Source organism: Propionibacterium acidifaciens DSM 21887 (genome assembly GCF_000426605.1).
Taxonomy (GTDB): Bacteria; Actinomycetota; Actinomycetes; order Propionibacteriales; family Propionibacteriaceae; genus Propionibacterium; species Propionibacterium acidifaciens.
In genome coordinates, this window is sequence record NZ_AUFR01000006.1 from 116171 (window position 1) to 135680 (window position 19510).

Genomic DNA, 19510 nt, shown 5'->3' on the forward strand with positions numbered 1-19510 from the left:
GGCGCTCGTCACGGCGTCCTCCGCTGGAGGCGGGCCCACATGTAGGGCTGCAGCGGCACGTCCTTGGCGGCCCGGTCGAAGGTCCACATGAGGTCGGACTCGACGTTGCCGTACAGGCGCCGGCCGCCGGTGTACTCGAGCGCGGCGTTCCTGGTGCGGGCCACGACGTCGGTGACGAGCTCGATCCTGGCGCCGTCGACGCGACCGTTCCAGACCTCGCTCCAGCCGTCCGGGTGCGACAGGACGACCTCGACGCCGCCGTCCGCCACCGGGCGCCAGAAACCGGTCTCCATGCCCAGCGGTGCGATGGGACGACCGGTCTCGTCGGCCACGTAGGTCTGCGAGATGTAGTGCAGGTACGGCTCGCCGTTCGTGGCGAACTCGACCTGCTGGCCGAACTCGAAGTCGCCACGACCGGGCCAGTCGCCATGGCCGTTGCCGGCCCAGCGGCCGATGAGCCAGGCCAGCGGCATGAGCGCCGGGTTGAGATCCTCGGGGATCTGGAAGGGCATGGTTCAGCGTCTCCTGTCGTTGCGGATGAGCGGCCTCGACCGGCGCAGGTCCCGCGCCTCGCGACGGTGCAACCAGCGCACCACGGCGACCAGCAGGGCGACGGCCGAGGCGGCCACGGCGGCCACCGCGAGGAGGAGAAGGACCAGGTCGAGCATCGCCACCCGATCAGTCTAGGTCGCCGGCTGGAGCCGCCCCGCGGACGCGGGAGCCGCCCCACGAACGATCCATCCCGGCCGCCCCCACGAACGAGGGGCCCGGCCGTCGAGTGACGGCCGCCCCCTCGCGGGCCGGTCCGGGCAGTCAGATGACCGTGTTGGTCGCGTGCCGCTCCCTGATGACCTCGGCGTTCTCGGCGACCCGCCTCCTGCTGAGCGGGTAGAGGAACAGGAGGACGAGCGCGGCGACGAGGCAGCAGCCGGCAGGCAGGCCGGCGGCCAGGTTGTAGATGCGTTCGACGACTTGGGCGGTCTGCTGGGCACCGCCCCTGTTGGACTCGACGTAGCCGATGATCGACAGCATGGAGCCGCCGACCAGGCCGCCGATGCCCTGGGCGACCTTGCGGGCGAAGGAATTGACGCCGTACACGACGCCGTCCTCGCGATCGCCGGTGAGCACCTCGTGGTTGTCGATGACGTCGGTGATGAAGGCCCACACCATGAGGTTGAAGACGCCGGCGCCGAGGGAGCCGAAGAACAGGCCGACGAGGTAGACGGCCGGGCTGTGGGTGTGAACGAGGAACAGGGAGCCGTAGACGACGACGGCGAACAGCAGGGCCGTCACGGCCGACTCCTTGCGGCCGAACCGGCGCACGATGGCACCGGCGAACGGCGCGATGAGGATGACCGTCGTGAAGTTGAACACGAGGGCGATCGACATCATGGTCTTGTTCTGGAAGTAGTCGTTGTACAGATAGGTGAGCATCGTGCCCGACAGGTTCTGGTTGATGACGACGACGAGGTCGACGATGACCAGCACGAGCAGGGCCCTGTTGTGGGCCATGTCCCTGAGCATCTTGCCGAAGGGCACGGGCTCGGACTTCTCGACGCGGACGCGCTCGGTGGTCAGCCGGGTCAACGCGACGTAGCAGACGGTTCCGAGGGCGGCGAAGACAGCGGCGCCGAAGAAGAAGCGGGCGCCGTTGATCTGCTTGGAGTTCCCGGCGTACATGACCAGCGGGACGATGTAGGAGACGATGGCCGAGCCGACGGCGGCGCCGACCGAGCGCCAGGTCGACAGGGCGGTCTTGTGGTCGGGGTCGTCCGAGATGGCCGAGGCCATCGAGCCGTACGGGATGTTCACGAACGAGTAGAGGATGCCGAACGCCAGATAGGTGACGAAGGCGTAGACGATGCGCGCGCCCAGCGGAACGCCGGAGATGAGCGGCACCCACAGGATGATGGCCGAGACGAGCAGCGGGTACTTCATGCGGATGATCCACGGGGTGAAGCGGCCCTTGCTCGTGAGCTCGGAGTTGTCGGCGAGCCGACCCACCACGACGTCGATGAAGGCGTCGAAGAAGCGGGCGATCATGAACATGACGCCGACGATGGCGCCCTTGATGCCGAAGACGTTGGTGTAGAAGATCGTGAGGAACGAGTTCACCAGGTTGAAGGTGAAGTTGTTGCCCGTGTCGCCCAGGGCGTAGCCGATCTCGTCTTTCATGCCGAAGGGCGCGGCCTCGACGACCGCGAACTTCTGGCCTCCTGCGGGAATCGTCATCGGTTCCTCTCTTCCCCTGTCCAGTCGGAGCGGACCCCCGGCGGCCGCACGCGCACCCTTGCGAGCGCATGGGACGGGTCCGGACGGGCCGGGCCCTCTCCAGTGCCCAATCACCAAGGCAAGCCAGAAGCCCGACGGGTCCGGACGGGCCGGGCCCTCTCGGAGCCTGTGACGGGACCGCTCGTCGCCGAGCCGCCCCGTCTCCGTGCCGGCGCCGTGCCGGCTCCCCGGAGCCGGATGGGTCCCCACCGGCTCCGAACGGGTGTCACGGACTGATCGGCCGAGGAGCGCCACGGCTCGTCCGGGGGAGGGAGCCCGATTCACAAGGCCGATGCTCTCAGCCCGTGTCGTGCACACGGCGCGCATTGCCAGCACTTGCCATCCGGCGCGCCCCGCGGAGCACCCGGGACGATCCGGCGTCCATTGCACTCTCGCCTCTTCTGACAAAGGATGATGCACCTCGAGGAGCCCGTCGTCGGGTCACGGGGCGTCAGCGCACCCCACGCGGATGGCAACCTCGTGCCACGATGCGGGGTCGACCGCCGGACAGGGGCGCCGGTGGGCCGCGCCCGGCGCACCGGGCCGGGCGCGAACCCTCCGCGGCGCCCGGGCGGCCGGCGGTGGGACCATTGGGGTCATGCGAGTCGTCCTGCAGCGCGCCCTGTCCGCCTCGGTGAGCGTCGACGGGGAGGTCGTCGGCTCCCTGCCCGGCCCCGGGCTCGTGGCCCTCGTGGGCATCACGCACGGCGACACGCCGCGAACCGCGGCGGACATGGCCGCCCGGACCCTCAGGCTCCGCATCCTGGACGGCGAGCGCTCCGCCTCCGACCTCGGCGCGCCCGTCCTCGTCGTCAGCCAGTTCACTCTCTACGCGCGCACCCGCAAGGGCCGTCGTCCCAGCTGGAGCGCCGCGGCCCCGGCCCCCGTGAGCGAGCCCCTCGTGGAGGCCTACGTCCGGGCGCTGCGCGAGGCCGGCGCCCACGTCGAGACGGGCCGCTTCGGGGCCCACATGGAGGTCGCGCTCGTCAACGACGGGCCGGTGACGATCCTGCTCGACAGCGCCGACTGATCGCCGACCGGACCGACCGGCGGTCGGGCCGCCGACGGATGACGGCTCCCCGACGATGGGGTGGGACCCGCTCAACTATCCTGAGGCGGGATCGACGACAGGAGGCGGACATGGCCCATGTGCTGTTCGTCTGCCCCGCCGGTCTCATCCCGCCGGAGAACCTCGTCCTGCTCCAGCACGAGCTCGTCGTCGCGGCCAACGGCACCGAGGCGCTCAACAACCTCGAGATCACCGACGCCGTCGTCGTCGACGCCCGCGAGGAACTCGCCGCGGCGCGCAGCTCCTGCCAGGTGCTCGCCGCGGTCGGCGTCGAGGAGCCGGTCATGCTGCTCGTCGCGCCCGAGTCGCTGTCGGTCGTCTCCCCGGAGTGGGGCATCGACGACCTCATCCTCGAGAGCGCCCGGCCGGCCGAGTGGGAACTGCGTCTGCGCCTGCTCATCGCCCCGCACGCGCACAGCACCCTGTCGAGCGGCTCCATCGAGATCGACGAGTCGGCCTGCACCGCCACCGTGGACGGCAACCAGCTCGACCTGACGTACACGGAGTTCGAGCTGCTGAAGTTCCTCGTCGCCCACCCCGGCCGGGTGCTCAGCCGCGAGGAGCTGCTCAAGAACGTCTGGGGCTACGACTACTACGGCGGCACCCGCACCGTCGACGTGCACGTGCGGCGGCTGCGCGCCAAACTCAGCACCGAGTACGACCAGTGCATCGGCACGGTGCGCAACGTCGGCTACCGCTTCGATCCCCGCGCGTAGCGCGACTCCTCCCGGTCAGCCGCGACGCGAGACCGATCCGGACTTCGATCCCCGCGCGCAGCGCGTCTCCCGGATGGTTCTCCGGGAGCCTTGTGCCGTGGCTCCCCTCGACCCCCGCGCGCAGCGCGACTCGGGCCCGGGCACCTCGATCCCACCGGGCACCTCGACCCCCGGGCGCAGCGCGGCCCGGCCTCGGAGGGCCCGCCGGACCCGTTCGCCGGCGGGTCATACTGGGGCCATGCACGACATTGCGCTGACTCCCGCCGCGCGGGCGAGCCTCGAGACGATGCACCGCCGCATCGTCCGGCTGGGCCTGCTCGACGACCGCCCCGAGCGCGTCGGCTGGATCAGCTCCGACGGTACCGCCACGACGGGCACCGTGCTCACCGCCGAGGAGGAGCTGCGCGGCGGCCCGCTGCGCTACCGGACCCGTTCGGCCATGGGCGCCGCGGCGCTGCCCGAGGGCTACTACTCGGTGCGCATCACCCACGAGGGCCTGCGCATCCAGCAGTGGGACGCCGAGGACCATCTGCGCCGGGTCCTGAGGATCGCGCGACGGGCCGGCCGGGGCCGCTACGGCATCGGCTTCGTCCCCGCGGTGGAGGGCGAGGCCGCCCAGCCGCTGGGCGGCGACTTCCGGGAGATGCCGGTCGAGGCCATCGTCCACCTGCGACGACTGCGCGCGCTGGCCGCCGACCCGCCGCGGGTGTTCGTCGTCGAGGTGCGGACGCTGCGCGCCAGGCTCGTCGCCGACAAGCCCATCCGGACCCTGCCGCTGAGCGTCGATCCCGGACTGGACGCGATCTACCAGCAGGAGTTCACCGGTGTGGACGCCGTGCGCCGCGACCGCGCCCTGGGCCGCACGAGCTCGGGGCTGAGGCCGCTGGGCACTGCCCGCTTCGACGAGCGCTGGCCGCATCTGGCGCGCAACACCTGGCCGGCCGGACCGGAGTCGTGGCGGCTGCTCGGCGCCCCGGACGGCACGACCGTCATCATGTCCGAGGGGCTGGCCGACCCGGTCCCGGACGACGGCCTGCGCATCGAGCTGTTCGCCGAGGTCGACGCCAGGATCGCGCCCGGCCCCGAGCTCGAGGACTACTGGATCTTCCACGCGCTGCGACGCGTGGCGAACTTCGCGATCAACGGCGGCCTCGTCTACGAGCGCATCACCCGCCGAGGCTTCTTCGTCATGCAGCTGACCGACGGTCCCGACGAGCTGCGCGGCCCCGGCGGCAGGGTCGCCGCGCTGCTCGGGGCGCCCTCCGATCTGCTGGCTCGCGAGCAGGTCTGGGGAGCCCTCGAGGTCGCGCTCGTCGGCGTCGCCCTTCTCGACCCGCGGCAAGCGGAGGGGCTCCGCGACGAGGGGGCCCGCGAAGCGTCCTGGCAGGCGCTGCTCGAGGCCGGGCGCGGCGCGCTGGGGCGCAACAATGCGCTGCGCATGAGCGGGAAGGCGCCCCGCCCGGTGCAGGAGTGACGCCGGAGCCGCTGGGCGAGCGACCCGTCGGCCTCCCCCGTCGGCCCGGGAGCCCTTCGCCCCGCCTCGCATCCCCGCTCCCACCCACCTCGTCTCCTGCTCAACACCCGGGCATGTCCGAGGTGGAAGCGCGAATGCGAGGCGGGAACGGATGAGGGGCGGCCCGGCACGCGGACGGGACGGTCCCGGAGCCGCGTCCGCAACGGCGGAGCACGCATCCGGGACGCCTAGGCTTGTGACCATGAGCACCGTCATCACGCCTCCGGCGATCCGCCTGTCCGAGCCCGACGCCGAGCTCGTCCGCGTCCTCGCGGACGACGTCGCCGCGGCCGACGGCGTGATGCCGCTCAACGAATCGGCCCGGCTCTCGCTCGGCGGGGCCGTCCCCCTCCACAGCCACTGGCTGGCACGCGAGTCCGACGACGGGGCCGGGCGCGGCCTGCTCGGCTACGCCCACTGGGACGGCCGCGAGCAGACCGTCCAGCTCATGGTGGCGCCGGGGGCGCGCCGCCACGGCATCGCGACGAGGCTCGTCCGGGCCGTCGTCGGCCACACCACCCTGTCGTGCGCGAGGGACGAGAAGGCCCCGATCCCCGCAGCCCTGAACTGGTGGGCCTTCGGCGACCTCCCCGCCGCCCGGGGGCTGGCCGCGGGCCTCGGACTGAGCCCGGTGCGCAGTCTGCTGGTCATGAGCATGGCGACGCCCGGCGACGACGAGCACGGCGCGCGCCCGCCCGAGGGGTTGACGCTCGACTCCTACCGCGACGACGACCTCGAGCGCCTCGTCGAGGTCAACCGGGCCGCCTTCGCGCACCACCCGGAGCAGGGCGCGATGACCGCCGAGGACGCCCGCCGTCGCATGGGCCAGGACTGGTTCGACCCGGCGGGGCTGATCGTCGCGCGCGAGGCGTCCGGGCGGCTCGTCGGCTTCCACTGGACCAAGGTCGAGGGCGCCGGCGAGGACAGGCGCGGCGAGGTCTACGTCATCGGCGTCCATCCCGACTGGGCGCGCATGGGCATCGGACGCGCCCTGCTCGATGCCGGTATCCTGCGGATGGAGAACCAGGGCGCCAGGGCGATCGACCTGTACGTCGAGGCCTCGAACCCGCCGGTGGTGCGCATGTACCGGTCCGCGGGCTTCCGGGTGGTCTCCACGGACACCGCCTACGCGCGCGTCCCTGCCGAAGCGGACCAGGAGCAGAACCGATGAACGGCACCACGGATCGGAGCACCGCGGAGCGGACCACGTCGTCCGAGGACCGGACCGACGAGCTGCCGAAGGACCGCTACTCCGAGCGCGAGTTGAGCTGGCTGGCCTTCAACAACCGCGTTCTCGACCTGGCCCGCGACGCCGGGCGCATCCCGCTGCTGGAACGCGCCAAGTTCACGGCGATCTTCAGCTCCAACCTCGACGAGTTCTTCATGGTCCGCGTCGCCGGCCTCAAGCGCCGCATCGACGCCGGCGTGGCCGTCCCCTCGGTCACCGGTATGCGGCCGCGCGAGCTCTACGACGCGATGCTCACCCGCGTCCACGAGCTGGTCGCCTCGCAGGCCGCGCTCTTCCAGGACGAGATCCTGCCGGCGCTGCGGGCCGAGGGCATCGACCTGCTGCGCTGGGGCCAGCTCACCGCCGACGAGCGGGCCCGCATGGACGAGCTCTTCACCGAGCGCATCTACCCGGTGCTCACGCCGCTGGCCGTCGACCCCTCGCACCCCTTCCCGTACATCTCGGGCCTGTCGCTCAACATCGGCGTGCTGCTGCGCAACCCGGCCAACGAGGCTCGCCAGTTCGCCCGCATCAAGGTGCCGGGCATCCTCGATCGCTTCATCCGGCTGGCCCCCACGCGGTTCGTCCCGCTCGAGGAGGTCATCATCAAGCACCTGTCCGAGCTGTTCAGCGGCATGCAGGTGGCCAGCTCGTGCGTCTTCCGCGTCACCCGCAACGAGGACGTGGAGGTCGAGGAGGACGACGCCGAGAACCTCCTGTTCGCCCTGGAGAAGGAGCTGCTGCGCCGCAAGGTCGGACGCCCGCCGGTGCGTCTGGAGGTCGAGGAGACCGTCTCGGACGAGCTGCTGGAGCTGCTCGCCGGCGAGCTGGACATCTCGGAGAGGGAGATCTTCCGGCTGCCCGCCCCGCTCGACCTCACCGGCCTGTTCGATCTGGCGGACGTCGACCGCGAGGACCTCAAGTACCCCAACTTCCTGCCGAAGACGCACCCCGACCTCGCCCCGGTCGAGACCTCCAGCGAGGCCGACCTGTTCAAGGCGATCAAGCGCCACGACGTGCTGCTGCACCACCCGTACGACTCCTTCGCGACGAGCGTCCAGCGCTTCGTCGAGCAGGCGGCCTCCGATCCGCACGTGCTGGCGATCAAGCAGACGCTCTACCGCACCAGCGGCGACTCCCCCATCATCGACGCCCTCATCGAGGCGGCCGAGGCAGGCAAGCAGGTGCTCGCGCTCGTCGAGATCAAGGCCCGCTTCGACGAGCAGAACAACATCGCCTGGGCCCGCAAGCTGGAGCGGCACGGCGTCCACGTCGTCTACGGCATGATCGGGCTGAAGACCCACTGCAAGCTCATCCTCGTGGTGCGCGACGAGCCGGACGGGCTGCGCCGCTATGCGCACATCGGCACCGGCAACTACAACCCGAAGACGGCCCGTCAGTACGAGGACATGGGTCTGCTCACCTGCAACCCCATCGTCACCGACGACGTCTCGCGGCTGTTCAACCACCTGTCCGGCATGACGGCCGAGACCTCCTACCGCCGGCTGCTCGTGGCCCCCAACGGCGTGCGCAGCGGCATCATCGAGGCCATCGACCGTGAGATCGAGCACGAGCGGGCGGGCCGGCGCGCGCGCATCCGCATCAAGGTCAACTCGATCATCGACGAGCAGGTCATCGACGCCCTCTACCGCGCCTCGCGGGCCGGCGTCCAGGTCGACCTGTGGGTGCGCGGCATCTGCGGCATCCGTCCGGGGGTGCCCGGCCTGAGCGAGAACATTCGCGTCATCTCGGTGCTGGGGCGCTTCCTGGAGCACTCGCGCATCTTCTGGTTCGAGAACGACGGACACCCCGCGGTGGGGATCGGCTCGGCCGACATGATGCACCGCAACCTCGACCGCCGCGTCGAGGCGATCGTCTCGATCACGAACCAGCGCCACATCGACGAGATCGGGGAGCTGTTCGACCTCGCCTTCGACGAGGACTCGGTCAGCTGGCGGCTCCACGACCGGCTGTGGCGGCCCGACACGCGCGACGCCGACGGCGGCCCGAAACTCGACATCCAGGAGCACCTCATCGCCAGGACGGCCGAGCGCCGCCAGACCACCCGCACCCCGCGCCGCACGCTGTTCATCCAGCGTCCCGGCGTCCTGCCGGACCGATGAGCGCGATGCTGGAGGGCGAGCCGGTCATCCGGGCGGCCGGCGCGGTGGTCCTGCGCACGAGGGGCGGGCGCACGCAGGCGCTCATCGAGCACGTCCCCCGCTACGGCACCTGGGGCCTGCCCAAGGGCCACCAGGAGAAGGACGAGCCGCTGCCGGTCACCGCGGTGCGCGAAGTGGACGAGGAGACCGGCGTCCGGGTGCGGCTCACGCGGCCCCTGCCGCCGCTGGACTATCTGGTGGACGGCGACCACAAGCGCGTCGACTGGTGGCTCGGCGTCGCCGAGGACGGGACGGTGGGCCCGCGCGACGACGAGGCCGACGAGGTGCTGTGGACCACCGTCGGCGAGGCGGACGCGCTGCTCGCCCACGACGACGAGCGGGCGCTGCTGGCCCGCGCCGCCGGGCTCCACGAGCAGGGCCCGACCGGGGTGCTCGTACTGACCCGGCACGCCAAGGCGAGCCCGCGCAAGGCCTGGAGGGGCGACGACTGGCTGCGCCCGCTGGCGCCCCGCGGCGAGCGGCAGGGGGCGCGGTTGCCCGCCCTGTTCGCCGCGTACGGCGTGAACCGCATCATCACGAGCACGTCGACGCGCTGCGCCCAGACCGTCGAGCCCTACGCCGAGGCCGCCGGGCTGGTCCCCGAGCTCGTCGCCCTGCTGAGCGAGGAGATGGCCGACGGCAACGACGAGCGGGTCGCAGCGTTCATGGCCGAGCTGCGGCGGGCCGCCGGAGCCGATCCCGGCATGCGCCCGGTCGTCTGCGGGCACCGTCCCGTGCTGCCCGCCATGCAGGCCGGCCTGGACGTCGAGAGGACCTCCATGCATCCCGGTCAGTCCCTCGTCCTCCACGTCGGGGCCGACGGGCGGGTCCTGGACGTGGAGTCGCACCCGGCCGTCGGGTGAGCAGGCGCCCCGGGACACCGCGCGGGCGGAGCCGGCCCCGGACCCGGACGACACAGCCGAACAGTCCGGGCCGGACGCCCACCACCGTCCGAGGACCCGTCCCGCTCCACGAGGGCGCCGGCGGGCGGCGTTCACGCAATGTTCGCCCGGGCCCTCCCGCCGCACCGGGCGCGCCGCATAGCCTCGGTAACGGCGGACGGCACGCGTCCGCCTCCGAGCCCGAGGACCCGCACCGGATGAACCGAGCAGCAGCGCACGGAGCCGCCCCGGCCGCCGATCCCGGCGGCGTGACAGCCCTGCCCGCCGTCGCGGGCGGCGGCGACCGGGCCGCGGCGGCCCTGGCCCGCGTCGGGGCCTTGCTGACCGTCCTCGTCCCGATGGCGCTCATCACCCTCCTGGCCTGCCAGTCGGCGACCTCGCCCGAGGGCTCGGCCACCGGCCTGGGAGCGCTGCTGGTCGAGGTGCTCTGCTCCGCTGCGATCGCCGTCGCCGTGGCCGCGCCCGTCGGCGCCGGCGCCGCGCTGTTCGCCACGCGGATCGCGCCGCGCCGGGCGCGCCGCCCGCTCGGGGCGCTCCTCGACGTCCTGGCCGCCGTCCCCGCCGTCGCGTACGCCCTGCTCGCCGCCGAGCCCCTCACCGGGGGCGCGGACGGCCCGGCGCGGACCGTCGTCCGCGGGCTGGTCCTGGCCGTCATCGTCACGCCGACGATCGCCTCGGGCGCCCGGGAGGTCTTCGCGCGGGTCCCGTCAGCGCTCGTCGAGGCCTCGCTGGCCCTCGGCGCCACGCGCTGGGAGATGATCCGGCAGGTCGTCCTGCCCTCCTGCGCGCGCGCCCTGCGCTCGATGACCGCCCTCGCACTCTCGCGCGCCCTGGCCGAGGCCCTCGCCCTGACCGTCCTGCTCGGCGGCGTCCGCCCCGACCAGCTGCGGGCGATCCCGGCCCGCGCCGCCTCGCGCTCCGACGTCTGGCGCCTCACCCGGCTCGCGGACGACGACATCCTCGGCAGGCTCGTCCTCGCCGCGCTCATCATCGTGCTCATCGACCTCGCGGCCGGTCTCTCCGCCCGGGCCCTGGTCGCCGGGCGCCCGCCGGTGCGCCCGCGCCGCGCCCGCCCGGGGCGCGGCATCCCGGCCGAGCTCGCCGCCCTCGACCGGGCCCTCGACGCGTCGCCGACCGCCGTCCGCCTGCCCCGCTGGACCGGCGCCGTGCTCGTGCCCGCCTGTCTGCTCGTCGCCGCACTGCTCGAGGCCCTCTCGTCCGACGGCGGTCCGCTCGGCGCGCTCATCGGCGGGGCCTTCGCCTGCCTGCTCGTCCACCCGCTCCTCGTCCTCGCCGTCGAGGGGCCGCGCAGCGCGGTGGACGCGGGCTGCCGCGATCTGTGCGCGGCGGCGTTCGCGCTGGCCGTGCTGCCCCTGGTCGTGCTGCTGGCGAGGGCCGCCGCCCCGGCGGGCGGCACGACCCCGGCGGCCCCTCTCCTGGGCGCGGTGGTCGGGACGCTGGTGACCATCACCGCCGCGATCGCCGTCTCGGTGCCCGTCGGCCTGGCCTGCGCCGTGTGGGCGGCCGAGTACGCGGAATGCCGCGCGGCCCGCATCGTCTCGTCCCTGACCGACGCCGCGGTCTCGGCGCCCTCCCTCGTCGCGGGCCTGCTCGCGCTGGCCCTGCGCATCGTGCTGGTCGGCCCGGGCCGCGCCCCGGCGGCCGCGGGCGCCGTCCTCGCGCTGTGCGCGCTGATGATCCCCTACGTCGCGCGCGGCGCCGTCCAGATGCTCGGCCTCGTGCCCGCAGCGCTGCGCTGGGAGGCTCTCGCGCTCGGCGCCGACAGATGGCGGGTCATCCTGCGCGTCGTACTGCCGACGGCCTCGGCCGGGCTCGTCTCGTCGACCGTCCTGGCGGTCTCCCGGGCGATCGGCGCGGCCTCCCTCGTGCTCGTCGTGGCGGGGCCGGTCGAGCGGCCGTCGCCGAGCGCCCTGGCGGACTGGATCGCCGGGGCGGCCGCCGCCGGGACCGCCCCCGGCCCGTGGACGGGGGTGCTGTGCCTGGTCGCCGTCGTCGTCGCGCTCGACCTGGTCGGCCGGGCCGTCGCGGCCCGGATCGGCCCGAAGGACGCCGCATGAGGAGCACTGATGGCCAGACGCGTTGAACTGAGGCATCTGAGCGTCCGCTACGGGGCGCTGACCGCCGTGCAGGACGTGAGCATGACGATCGAGCCGCGCACGGTGACCGCCTTCATCGGCCCCTCGGGGTGCGGCAAGTCGACGATGCTGCGCGCCATGAATCGGACGCTCGAGCTCATCCCGGGCGCCCGCGTCGAGGGGCGCGTCCTCATCGACGGCACCGCCATCCACGGGTCGGCGGTCGACCCGGTGCGGGTGCGCCGCGTCGTCGGCATGGTCCACCAGCAGCCGAGGCCCTTCCCCACCATGTCGATCCGCGACAACGTGCTGGCCGGCGTGCGCCTGGCCGGCCGCCGCATCGGGCGCGGCGAGGCCGACGCCCTCGTCGAGTCGTGCCTGCGCAGCACGAACCTGTGGGAGGAGCTCAGCCGACGGCTGGACGAGCCCGCGACGAGTCTGTCGGGCGGCCAGCAGCGCCGGCTGTGCATCGCCCGCGCCGTCGCCGTCGAGCCCGAGGTGCTCCTCCTGGACGAGCCCTGCTCGGCCCTCGACCCCCTCTCGACGCTGACCATCGAGGAGCTCATCGGGCGGCTGCGCGAGGACCGCACGGTGGTCGTCGTCACCCACAACATGCAGCAGGCGGCGCGGATCAGCGAACGCACGGCGTTCTTCAGCACCGACGGCCCCGGCACGCCGGGGCGCCTGGTCGAGTACGACGACACGGCGACGGTCTTCTCGAACCCCCGTCACCAGCAGACCGAGGACTACATCACCGGCCGCTTCTGAACCACGGGCCGCTTCTGAGCGGCCGCCCCGCTCCCCGCCCGACCCAGTATCACTCCGCTCCCACCTCACCCAGGTGCTCCCACCTCGGACACGACCCGGGTGTCGGCGCAGAAGTGAGGTGGGACGGCGGGACGAGAACCGGGCGGGACCGCTCGGACCGGCCAGACCTCCGTCAGACCGGCCAGGCCTCCATCCGCCAGGCGGCGTCCCAGAACATCCACTCGTAGCGGCCGGCCTGCTCGCCCGCCGAGGCCATGCGTCCGCGCAGCGACCCGTCGCCCTGCTCGGCGACGCGGTCGACGATGGCGCGCACCCGCAGCGTCTGCTCGGCGAAGGCCGGGTCGGCGTAGGTGCCGATCCAGTCCCCGTACGGGTGGTTCGTCAGGTCTCCGGCCGCGGCGAGGATCCGCTCGCCGACGTCCTGGTAGATCCAGAAGCACGGCAGCACCGACGTGGCGGCCACCCCGTACTCGCCGCGGGACTGCGCCAGGAGGAACGAGGTGTAGGCCGCGCAGCTGGGCGAGGCGACGGCGTCCGCCATGACGTCGACGTGCCGGGCGTGCAGGGCGCGTTCCACGACGATCGAGTCGCGGGCCCTCTCGGCCCAGAAGACGAGCTCGTCGGGATCGTCCGCCAGGGAGGCGACCCGGGCCAGGACGCGGGCGTACTGGCCCAGGTAGAGCGCGTCCTGGCGCAGGTAGTGGTCGAAGCGCTCGCGCGGCAGGGAGCCGTCGGCCAGGGCCCCGAGGAACGGCAGCTCGTCGATGGCGGCCCGGATCGGCGCGATGCGCGCCCAGAGGCGTTCGGTGAAGCTCATCGGTCCTCCTGCGGCCAGTACGCGTGGAAGTGGTGCACGGGGCCGTGCCCGTGCCCGACGCCCAGCGCATCGGCCGCTGCGATGGCGTCGTTCAGGTAGGCCTTCGCGGCGCGCACGGCGCCGAGCCAGCCGTCGTGGCGGGGTCGCAGCGCGGCGATGGCCGAGGACAGCGTGCAGCCGGTGCCATGGGTGTTGCCCGTGTCGATGCGTCGGCCGCGCAGCAGCACCGGGCCGTCCTCGTCGACGTAGACGTCGGTCGCCTCCTCGTCGAGGTGGCCGCCCTTGACGAGCGCGCGCCGCACGCCGAGGCCGCGCAGGGCGCGGGCCTGGTCGACGAGCTCGTCGATGCCGGTCGCCGGGTCGGCGCCGAGCAGGACGGCGGTCTCGGGAAGGTTCGGGGTGATGAGCTCGGCGACCGTGCACAGGCGGCGCACCTCGTCGACCGCGTCCTCGTCGAGGAGGGCGTCGCCGCTCGTGGCGACCATGACGGGGTCGAGGACGGTGCCGGTCAGCCGGGGCAGGTAGTCGCCGACGGCACGGGCCAGTCCGGCGGTGGCGAGCATCCCGATCTTCGTGGCGTCGGGTGCGATGTCGTCCAGGAGGGTGTCGAGCTGGGCGCGCACGAAGTCGACGGGCACGGCGTGCACGCCGGTGACGCCGAGGGTCGACTGGGCGGTCAGGGCGGTGATGACGCACATGCCGTAGGCGCCGTTGGCGCTGAAGGACTTCAGGTCGGCCTGGATCCCGGCCCCTCCGCTGGGGTCGGAGCCCGCGATGGACAGGGCGGTGACGGTCATCGCAGCCCCTCCCGCCAGGCGGCGAGGAGCTCGGCCGCGGCCCGACGGGGGTCGGGCGCGCAGCAGATCGCCGAGACGACGGCGCCCCCGGCGAGGCCGGCGGCGGCCAGCGGGGCCATGTCGGGCGCCTTGACGCCGCCGATGGCCACGGCGGGCAGCTCGACGAGGGACGCGGCACGGGCCACGCCGGCGACGCCGAGCCCGCCGGGCGCGTCGGTCTTGGTCGCGGTCTCGCGCACGGTGCCGATGCCGAGGTGGTCGCAGGCGCCCTCGTCCTGCGCCGCGATGACCTGGGCGTCGGTGCTGGCCGACAGGCCGAGGAAGGCGCCGTCGCCGATGAGGGCGCGCACGAGGGGCGCGGGCAGGTCGGACTGGCCGACGTGGACGCCCGCGACGCGCGCCCCGAGCTCGCGGGCGGCCAGGAAGACGTCGACGCGGTCGTTGACGAGGACGGGCACGCGCGAGCCGACGGCGCGGCAGACCTCGATGACCTGCCGCAGGAAGGGGCCGCCGTCGGCGTCCTTGGCGCGCAGCTGCACGCAGGTGGCGCCGCCGTCGACCGCCGCGACGACGGTCTCCAGGACGCTGCGCCCGGCGCCGGCGCACTGGGCCTCGTCGGTGACCAGGTACAGGCTCAGGTCGGGTGCGGGCCTCATGACAGCGGGATCCTCTCGAGCTCGGCGCCGTCCACGGAGGCCAGGGCGTCGAGGAAGGCGGGCTGGAAGGAGCCCGGCCCCGAGGAGCTCCTCTCGGCGATCTCCGCCGCCGCCGAGTAGACGACGTGCGCGGCGGCGACCGCCTCGAGCGCGTCGGCGCCGACGGCCCGTCCGGCCGCGAGGAAGGCGGCGAGGACGGCGCCGAGGGCGCAGCCGCCGCCGGTGACGCGGGTGAGCATCGCCGAGCCGCCGCCGACGCGGACGACGCGGTCGGACGAGACGATCGCGTCGACGGGGCCGGAGACGGCCACGACGGGGCCGAAGCGTTCGGCGAGGGAGCGGGCGGCGTCGAGCGCGGACTCGACGTCGTCGGCGCTCTCGACCCCTCGTCCCCCCGTTCCGGAGCCGGCCAGGGCGATGATCTCGGAGGCGTTGCCGCGCACGGCCGTCGGCCGTTGGGCGATGAGCCGGTGGGCCAGCGCCGTGCGCTGCACGAGCGTGCCGACGGCCACCGGGTCGAGGACCCACGGGGTGCCGGCCCGGCGGGCGGCCACGGCGGCGTCCATGGAGGCGCCGCGCTGCTCGGGGGTGGGCGTGCCGACGTTGATGAGCTGTCCGTCGGCCGTGGCGGCGAACGGCCCGGCCTCGCCGATGATGTCGACCATGGCGGGCGCCGCGCCGAGGGCGAGCAGGACGTTGGCGGTGAAGTTGGTGACGACCGAGTTGGTGATGCACCCGACCAGGGGCGGGGCGGACCTCAGCCTGTCGAGCACGGTGCGGGCGGTTGCGTGGTCGATCATGGCGACATCCCTTCGTCAGTGCTAACTGGACAGGTTCGACGGGTGTGATCTCAGCCATCGGGGCACCCCGTGTCACCGTGCACGGTAGCAGCCGCGGCGGACCCCCGCGAGGCGGGGGCCCGCGCAGGGGCCGTCGGGCGCGGCCCGCCCCCGGGGCTGGGCACGCCGAGTGAGTGGGGCGGATCGTGCAAGGGGCGAGAAGTGCGAGAAGTCGACGGGCAGCTCCGCGGGGCGGGGCCCGCGGCCCTGGTCGTTCCGCCGGGTCCCGAGCCGCACCGGTCCCCCGTCCCCGCCCCGCTCATGCGCTCCCGAGACCGTCCCGGGCGTCGGCACGGTCTCGGGAGCCGACGAGAAACCCGGCGAGCCCCACTGCCGGGCCGGGGAACCGGGGGAACCGCCAGGACGCGTGGAGCGCGTCGGGGCAGGGCCCTGGCCGGGCGGGAAGGCGCTCGGCCGCGGCGGGGCGGGACGCTCAGCCGCAGCTCACGACGCCCGCCCGCTGCTTCAGGGTCAGCACGCGCGCGGCCTTGTCGGTGATCTGCGTGGCGAAATCCTGGTCGGACCGGGCCGCCTCGAGGGTGTTCCGCACCATCTCGTTGACGGTGGACGGGTCGACGTCGAGGGCCAGGTCGCCGCCGGCGCGCAGGAAGCGCGTGCCGCGTCCGGCGACGTCGTACGCGTCGAGGGCGGCCGCGGCGCCGAGATCGTCGGAGACGATGACGCCGCCGTAGCCGAGCCGGTCGCGCAGCAGGTCGGTGACGATCGCGGACGAGAACAGCGCCGGGTTGTCGGGGTCGATCTGCCGGTAGATCGCCGAGCCCACCATGATCGTGTCCGTACTGCCCGACAGGGCGGCGAAGACGCCGACCGTGTCGCTGTCGGCTCTCGTCGTGGTGTCGACGGCGACCGCCTCGTCGGTGTTGGCGGTCACGTCGCCGAGACCCGGGAAGTGCTTGATGCTCGTGGTGACGCCCGCGGCGTGCATGCCCGCGATGACGGCGCCCGCGTTCGTCGTGACGTCGGAGGCCGTCTGGCCGTAGCCGCGACCGAGCTGGCCGATCGGCTGGTTCCGGGTGCTCATGTCGGCCGTGACGACGTCGGCGACCGGCGCCAGGTCGAGGTCGACGCCGGCCCGCTCGAGCTCGCCGGCCCACGTGGTCCAGTCGCTCGTGATCCGGTCGGCGGGCCGGCCGGCCTGCTCCTCGGCCGACGGGATCGGGGTGAAGCCGCTGCCGCTCAGGCGGGTGACCTCGCCGCCCTCCTGGTCGGCGGCGATGAGGGCCTCCGGGTCCTGTTCACGCAGGGCCCCGGTGAGCGCGGCGGCATCGTCGGCGTCCAGCGAGCCGGGCTCGGTCATGAGGATGACCGAGCCGACCATCTGCTGGCCGAGCTCGCCGGCGGCGACGCTCGGGGTGCGCTGGGTGATGGCGCCCATGTAGAGCGTCTGCACCTGGGCGGACAGGCTCATCGAGGCCGCCTTGGCCGAGCAGGCCGCGTCGGGCGAGGCGGCGCCCGAGCTGATGGCCGACGGCGGAGCGCTGGTGCTCCTGGTCTTCTCCGGCGTCCCGGCCGTCCCGCTCGGGGACGGTTCGCCGCCGCCCGAGCCCCAGGGGCCCATCGCGCAGCCGGCGGTGGTCATGGCGAGCAGGGCCGCGCCGACGAGACCGGTCGCGACGCGCCCGCGGCGGCGCACTGCTCCCGTCGTCCCGCCGGCCCTCACCGCGCCCCCTCGCACTCGGCGGCCGCGGCGAGCAGGGCGTTCTCGACGACCTCGGCGAGCTCGGGGTGCGCCCAGTACTGGCCGCGGGCCATCGTCCCCACGTCGATGCCGAAGCTCATCGCGGCGACGAGCAGCTGACCGAGCTCGGGGGCCTCGGGGCCGATGACGCCGGCGCCGAGCAGCAGGCGCGTCGCCGGGTCGACGAGCAGCTTCACGAAGCTCGTCCTGTCGTCGAGGGCCCAGCCGTAGGCGACCGTGTCGTAGGGCTGGACGACCTTGACGTACTCGGTGCCGGCCTCGCGCAGCGCCTCCTCGGTGGCGCCGACGGTCAGGACGGGCGGCTGGCCGAAGATGGCCTGCGGGACGGGCTCGGCGGGACGGGCGATCGGCTCGTCGGGGTGCAGCAGGTTGTGCTGGACGACGCGGGCCTGCGCATTGGCGACGTGCTTGAGCAGGTGGTGGTCGCAGACGTCGCCGAGTGCCCAGATGTGCTCCCGGCTGGTGCGCTGGTGCTCGTCGACGACGACGAAGCCGGCCTCGTCGACGTCGACGCCGGCGCGATCGACGGCCAGCTGGTCGCCGTTCGGCACGCGCCCGGTGACCACGAGCAGGGCGTCGGTGTTGTAGCGGTACTCGGTGTCGGACGGATCGACGAAGCGCAGCAGCAGCCCGCCGCGCTCGGCGGGTTCGACGGACGAGAGCCGCTGGTTGAGGCGCACCGCGAAGTGCTCGGCGGCCAGCTGCGTGGCGCGGGCGGCGATCTCCCCGTCGATGCGGCGGAGCAGGCGGTCGGAGCGGTTGACGAGGGTGACCCGGGAGCCGAGCGAGGCGAAGATGTGGCCGAACTCGATGGCCTCGACACCGCCGCCGACGACGACGAGGCGGTCGGGCAGCTGCCTGACGCGCAGGATCGTCTCGGAGGTGTGGATCATGCCGGCCAGGTCGGGGTCGTCGAGGCCGGCCGCGGCCAGCGCGCGGGGGCGCGAGCCGGCGGCGATGACGAACTGGTCGGCGGTGATCGTCCGGTGGCCCACCTGCAGGGTGTGCTCGTCGACGAAGGCCGCCGCCTCGCGCAGCACGGTGACGTTCCGGTTGGACTCGCGCCAGGCCAGGCCGGCCCGCGAGATGCCGTCGGTGCGCCCGAAGACGCGCTGCTGGAGCGCTCCGAGGTCGACGCCATCCAGGTGGAGGTCCACGCCGAGGCGCCGGGCGTGCTCGGGGGCCGCGGCCATCGTGGCGGGCACGACCATCATCTTCGTGGGGATGCAGCCGACGTTCAGGCAGGTGCCGCCGAACCAGAGGTCCTCGCCGACGCCGCGGTCGACGAGGGCGATGCTCCGGTCGTCGAACCGCTCGTCGACGATCGAGTTGCCCGACCCGGAGCCGATGATGCAGATGTCGAAGTGGTCTTCGGTGTGCGCGTGGGCCATGCGTCCATCCTTGCACGGACTCGTGACGGGACCGGAGCGCATGGACGCCGCGCGCCCGGCCGGGGGCCGGGGCTGCGGCCGTGCCGTGGGGCTGCTGACGGGTGGTCGACTGCCCTGCGGTTCCCGCGGGAAGTCCCGCAAGGATCGCAGAGCGGACCTCTTTCTCGCGTTTCTCGCGTCCGAGGCACTGCTCTTGGGTCCGAAGCACTGCCCGGAATATCGAATTGAGAGATCAATCATCCCGGGTTCCGGGACCTTCTCCGCGCCTCGTCCTTTGGTGGTTCACTGATCTGTGAGTCGGGCCCGCCCCCCCTTGTGGCCTGTGGTTTGGTCGAGGAGTCGTCGTGGTTGATCTCGGTGCGTATGAGGAGCCGGTTGCTTTTGATGATGGTGTGGCTGACGCGTTGAGGTCTGCGGCGTCGGCGCTGTCGGGGACGTTGTCGGGGCAGGCGGCCTCGCGGTCGTCGTGGGCGGCGACGGCGTCGACGGATTTCGAGGGGCATTACGCGGACGTGTTCGACGCGAACGCCCGGGCGGCCTGCGATGACTGCTCGAACATCGCGTC

The 19510-nt window shown here is 73.4% G+C and carries 18 protein-coding genes and 1 riboswitch; of the genes, 9 read left to right on the top strand and 9 right to left on the bottom strand.

Going from position 1 to position 19510, the window contains the following annotated elements; translation table 11 throughout:
- Nucleotides 1-8: 8 nt before the first annotated feature.
- The 3 genes from K336_RS0103305 to K336_RS0103315 form a co-directional block, all read right to left on the bottom strand.
- Nucleotides 9-512, bottom strand: coding sequence for a heme-binding beta-barrel domain-containing protein (locus K336_RS0103305; protein ID WP_021798893.1), 504 nt, complete (start codon nucleotides 510-512; stop codon nucleotides 9-11).
- Between the two features lie 3 nt (nucleotides 513-515).
- A complete protein-coding gene (locus K336_RS18405; RefSeq protein WP_155944972.1) occupies nucleotides 516-674 on the bottom strand; it encodes a hypothetical protein in 159 nt (52 codons plus the stop codon).
- A 139-nt stretch (nucleotides 675-813) separates the two neighbouring features.
- Nucleotides 814-2232: an MFS transporter gene (locus tag K336_RS0103315; protein WP_028706282.1), complete on the bottom strand. Its 1419-nt coding sequence runs from the start codon at nucleotides 2230-2232 to the stop codon at nucleotides 814-816.
- Between the two features lie 637 nt (nucleotides 2233-2869).
- Here K336_RS0103315 and dtd point away from each other — a divergent pair.
- The 8 genes from dtd (at nucleotide 2870) to K336_RS0103355 (ending at nucleotide 12725) form a co-directional block, all read left to right on the top strand.
- Nucleotides 2870-3301: a D-aminoacyl-tRNA deacylase gene (dtd, locus tag K336_RS0103320; RefSeq protein ID WP_021796636.1), complete on the top strand. Its 432-nt coding sequence runs from the start codon at nucleotides 2870-2872 to the stop codon at nucleotides 3299-3301.
- Nucleotides 3302-3411: 110 nt separating this feature from the next.
- Nucleotides 3412-4056, top strand: a complete 645-nt coding sequence (locus K336_RS0103325; protein ID WP_021796638.1) for a winged helix-turn-helix transcriptional regulator — start codon at nucleotides 3412-3414, stop codon at nucleotides 4054-4056.
- Nucleotides 4057-4294: 238 nt separating this feature from the next.
- Complete coding sequence (locus tag K336_RS0103330; protein WP_021796639.1) at nucleotides 4295-5530, top strand: hypothetical protein; 1236 nt, start codon at nucleotides 4295-4297, stop codon at nucleotides 5528-5530.
- 241 nt (nucleotides 5531-5771) lie between these two features.
- On the top strand, nucleotides 5772-6740 hold the full coding sequence (gene mshD / locus K336_RS14085; protein WP_162142552.1) for a mycothiol synthase: 969 nt from the start codon (nucleotides 5772-5774) through the stop codon (nucleotides 6738-6740).
- The gene (locus K336_RS14090; protein ID WP_021796635.1) at nucleotides 6737-8920 is read left to right on the top strand and encodes an RNA degradosome polyphosphate kinase; all 2184 of its coding nucleotides are present in this window, start codon (nucleotides 6737-6739) and stop codon (nucleotides 8918-8920) included. Before mshD ends, K336_RS14090 begins: the two co-directional genes overlap by 4 nt.
- Nucleotides 8917-9822, top strand: a complete 906-nt coding sequence (locus K336_RS14095) for an NUDIX hydrolase (RefSeq protein WP_081660536.1) — start codon at nucleotides 8917-8919, stop codon at nucleotides 9820-9822. Before K336_RS14090 ends, K336_RS14095 begins: the two co-directional genes overlap by 4 nt.
- A gap of 236 nt (nucleotides 9823-10058) precedes the next feature.
- Complete coding sequence (locus tag K336_RS0103350; RefSeq protein WP_028706283.1) at nucleotides 10059-11939, top strand: ABC transporter permease subunit; 1881 nt, start codon at nucleotides 10059-10061, stop codon at nucleotides 11937-11939.
- A gap of 9 nt (nucleotides 11940-11948) precedes the next feature.
- Nucleotides 11949-12725, top strand: a complete 777-nt coding sequence (locus K336_RS0103355) for a phosphate ABC transporter ATP-binding protein (protein ID WP_028706284.1) — start codon at nucleotides 11949-11951, stop codon at nucleotides 12723-12725.
- 172 nt (nucleotides 12726-12897) lie between these two features.
- On the opposite strand, the gene K336_RS0103360 is transcribed toward K336_RS0103355, so the two are convergent.
- The 6 genes from K336_RS0103360 to K336_RS0103385 form a co-directional block, all read right to left on the bottom strand.
- A complete protein-coding gene (locus tag K336_RS0103360) occupies nucleotides 12898-13542 on the bottom strand; it encodes a TenA family protein (protein ID WP_021798743.1) in 645 nt (214 codons plus the stop codon).
- Nucleotides 13539-14339: a bifunctional hydroxymethylpyrimidine kinase/phosphomethylpyrimidine kinase gene (thiD, locus tag K336_RS0103365; RefSeq protein ID WP_021798732.1), complete on the bottom strand. Its 801-nt coding sequence runs from the start codon at nucleotides 14337-14339 to the stop codon at nucleotides 13539-13541. The genes K336_RS0103360 and thiD overlap by 4 nt, the downstream gene beginning before the upstream one ends.
- Entirely contained in the window at nucleotides 14336-14995 is a 660-nt protein-coding gene (thiE, locus tag K336_RS0103370; RefSeq protein WP_028706285.1) for a thiamine phosphate synthase, read from the bottom strand. Before thiE ends, thiD begins: the two co-directional genes overlap by 4 nt.
- Nucleotides 14992-15795, bottom strand: a complete 804-nt coding sequence (gene thiM / locus K336_RS0103375) for a hydroxyethylthiazole kinase (RefSeq protein ID WP_028706286.1) — start codon at nucleotides 15793-15795, stop codon at nucleotides 14992-14994. Before thiM ends, thiE begins: the two co-directional genes overlap by 4 nt.
- Nucleotides 15786-15875: riboswitch (TPP riboswitch) on the bottom strand. (Overlaps the previous gene by 10 nt.)
- A gap of 392 nt (nucleotides 15876-16267) precedes the next feature.
- Nucleotides 16268-17515 carry a glycoside hydrolase family 3 N-terminal domain-containing protein gene (locus K336_RS14100; RefSeq protein WP_155944973.1) on the bottom strand — a complete coding sequence of 416 codons (1248 nt, stop codon included), beginning with the start codon at nucleotides 17513-17515 and terminating at the stop codon, nucleotides 16268-16270.
- On the bottom strand, nucleotides 17512-18945 hold the full coding sequence (locus K336_RS0103385) for a mycothione reductase (protein WP_021798740.1): 1434 nt from the start codon (nucleotides 18943-18945) through the stop codon (nucleotides 17512-17514). Before K336_RS0103385 ends, K336_RS14100 begins: the two co-directional genes overlap by 4 nt.
- Before the next feature lie 344 nt (nucleotides 18946-19289).
- Between K336_RS0103385 and K336_RS0103390 the strand changes: the two genes are divergently transcribed.
- Nucleotides 19290-19510 (top strand): hypothetical protein (locus K336_RS0103390; RefSeq protein ID WP_028706287.1); only part of this gene is annotated, 221 nt, incomplete at its 3' end.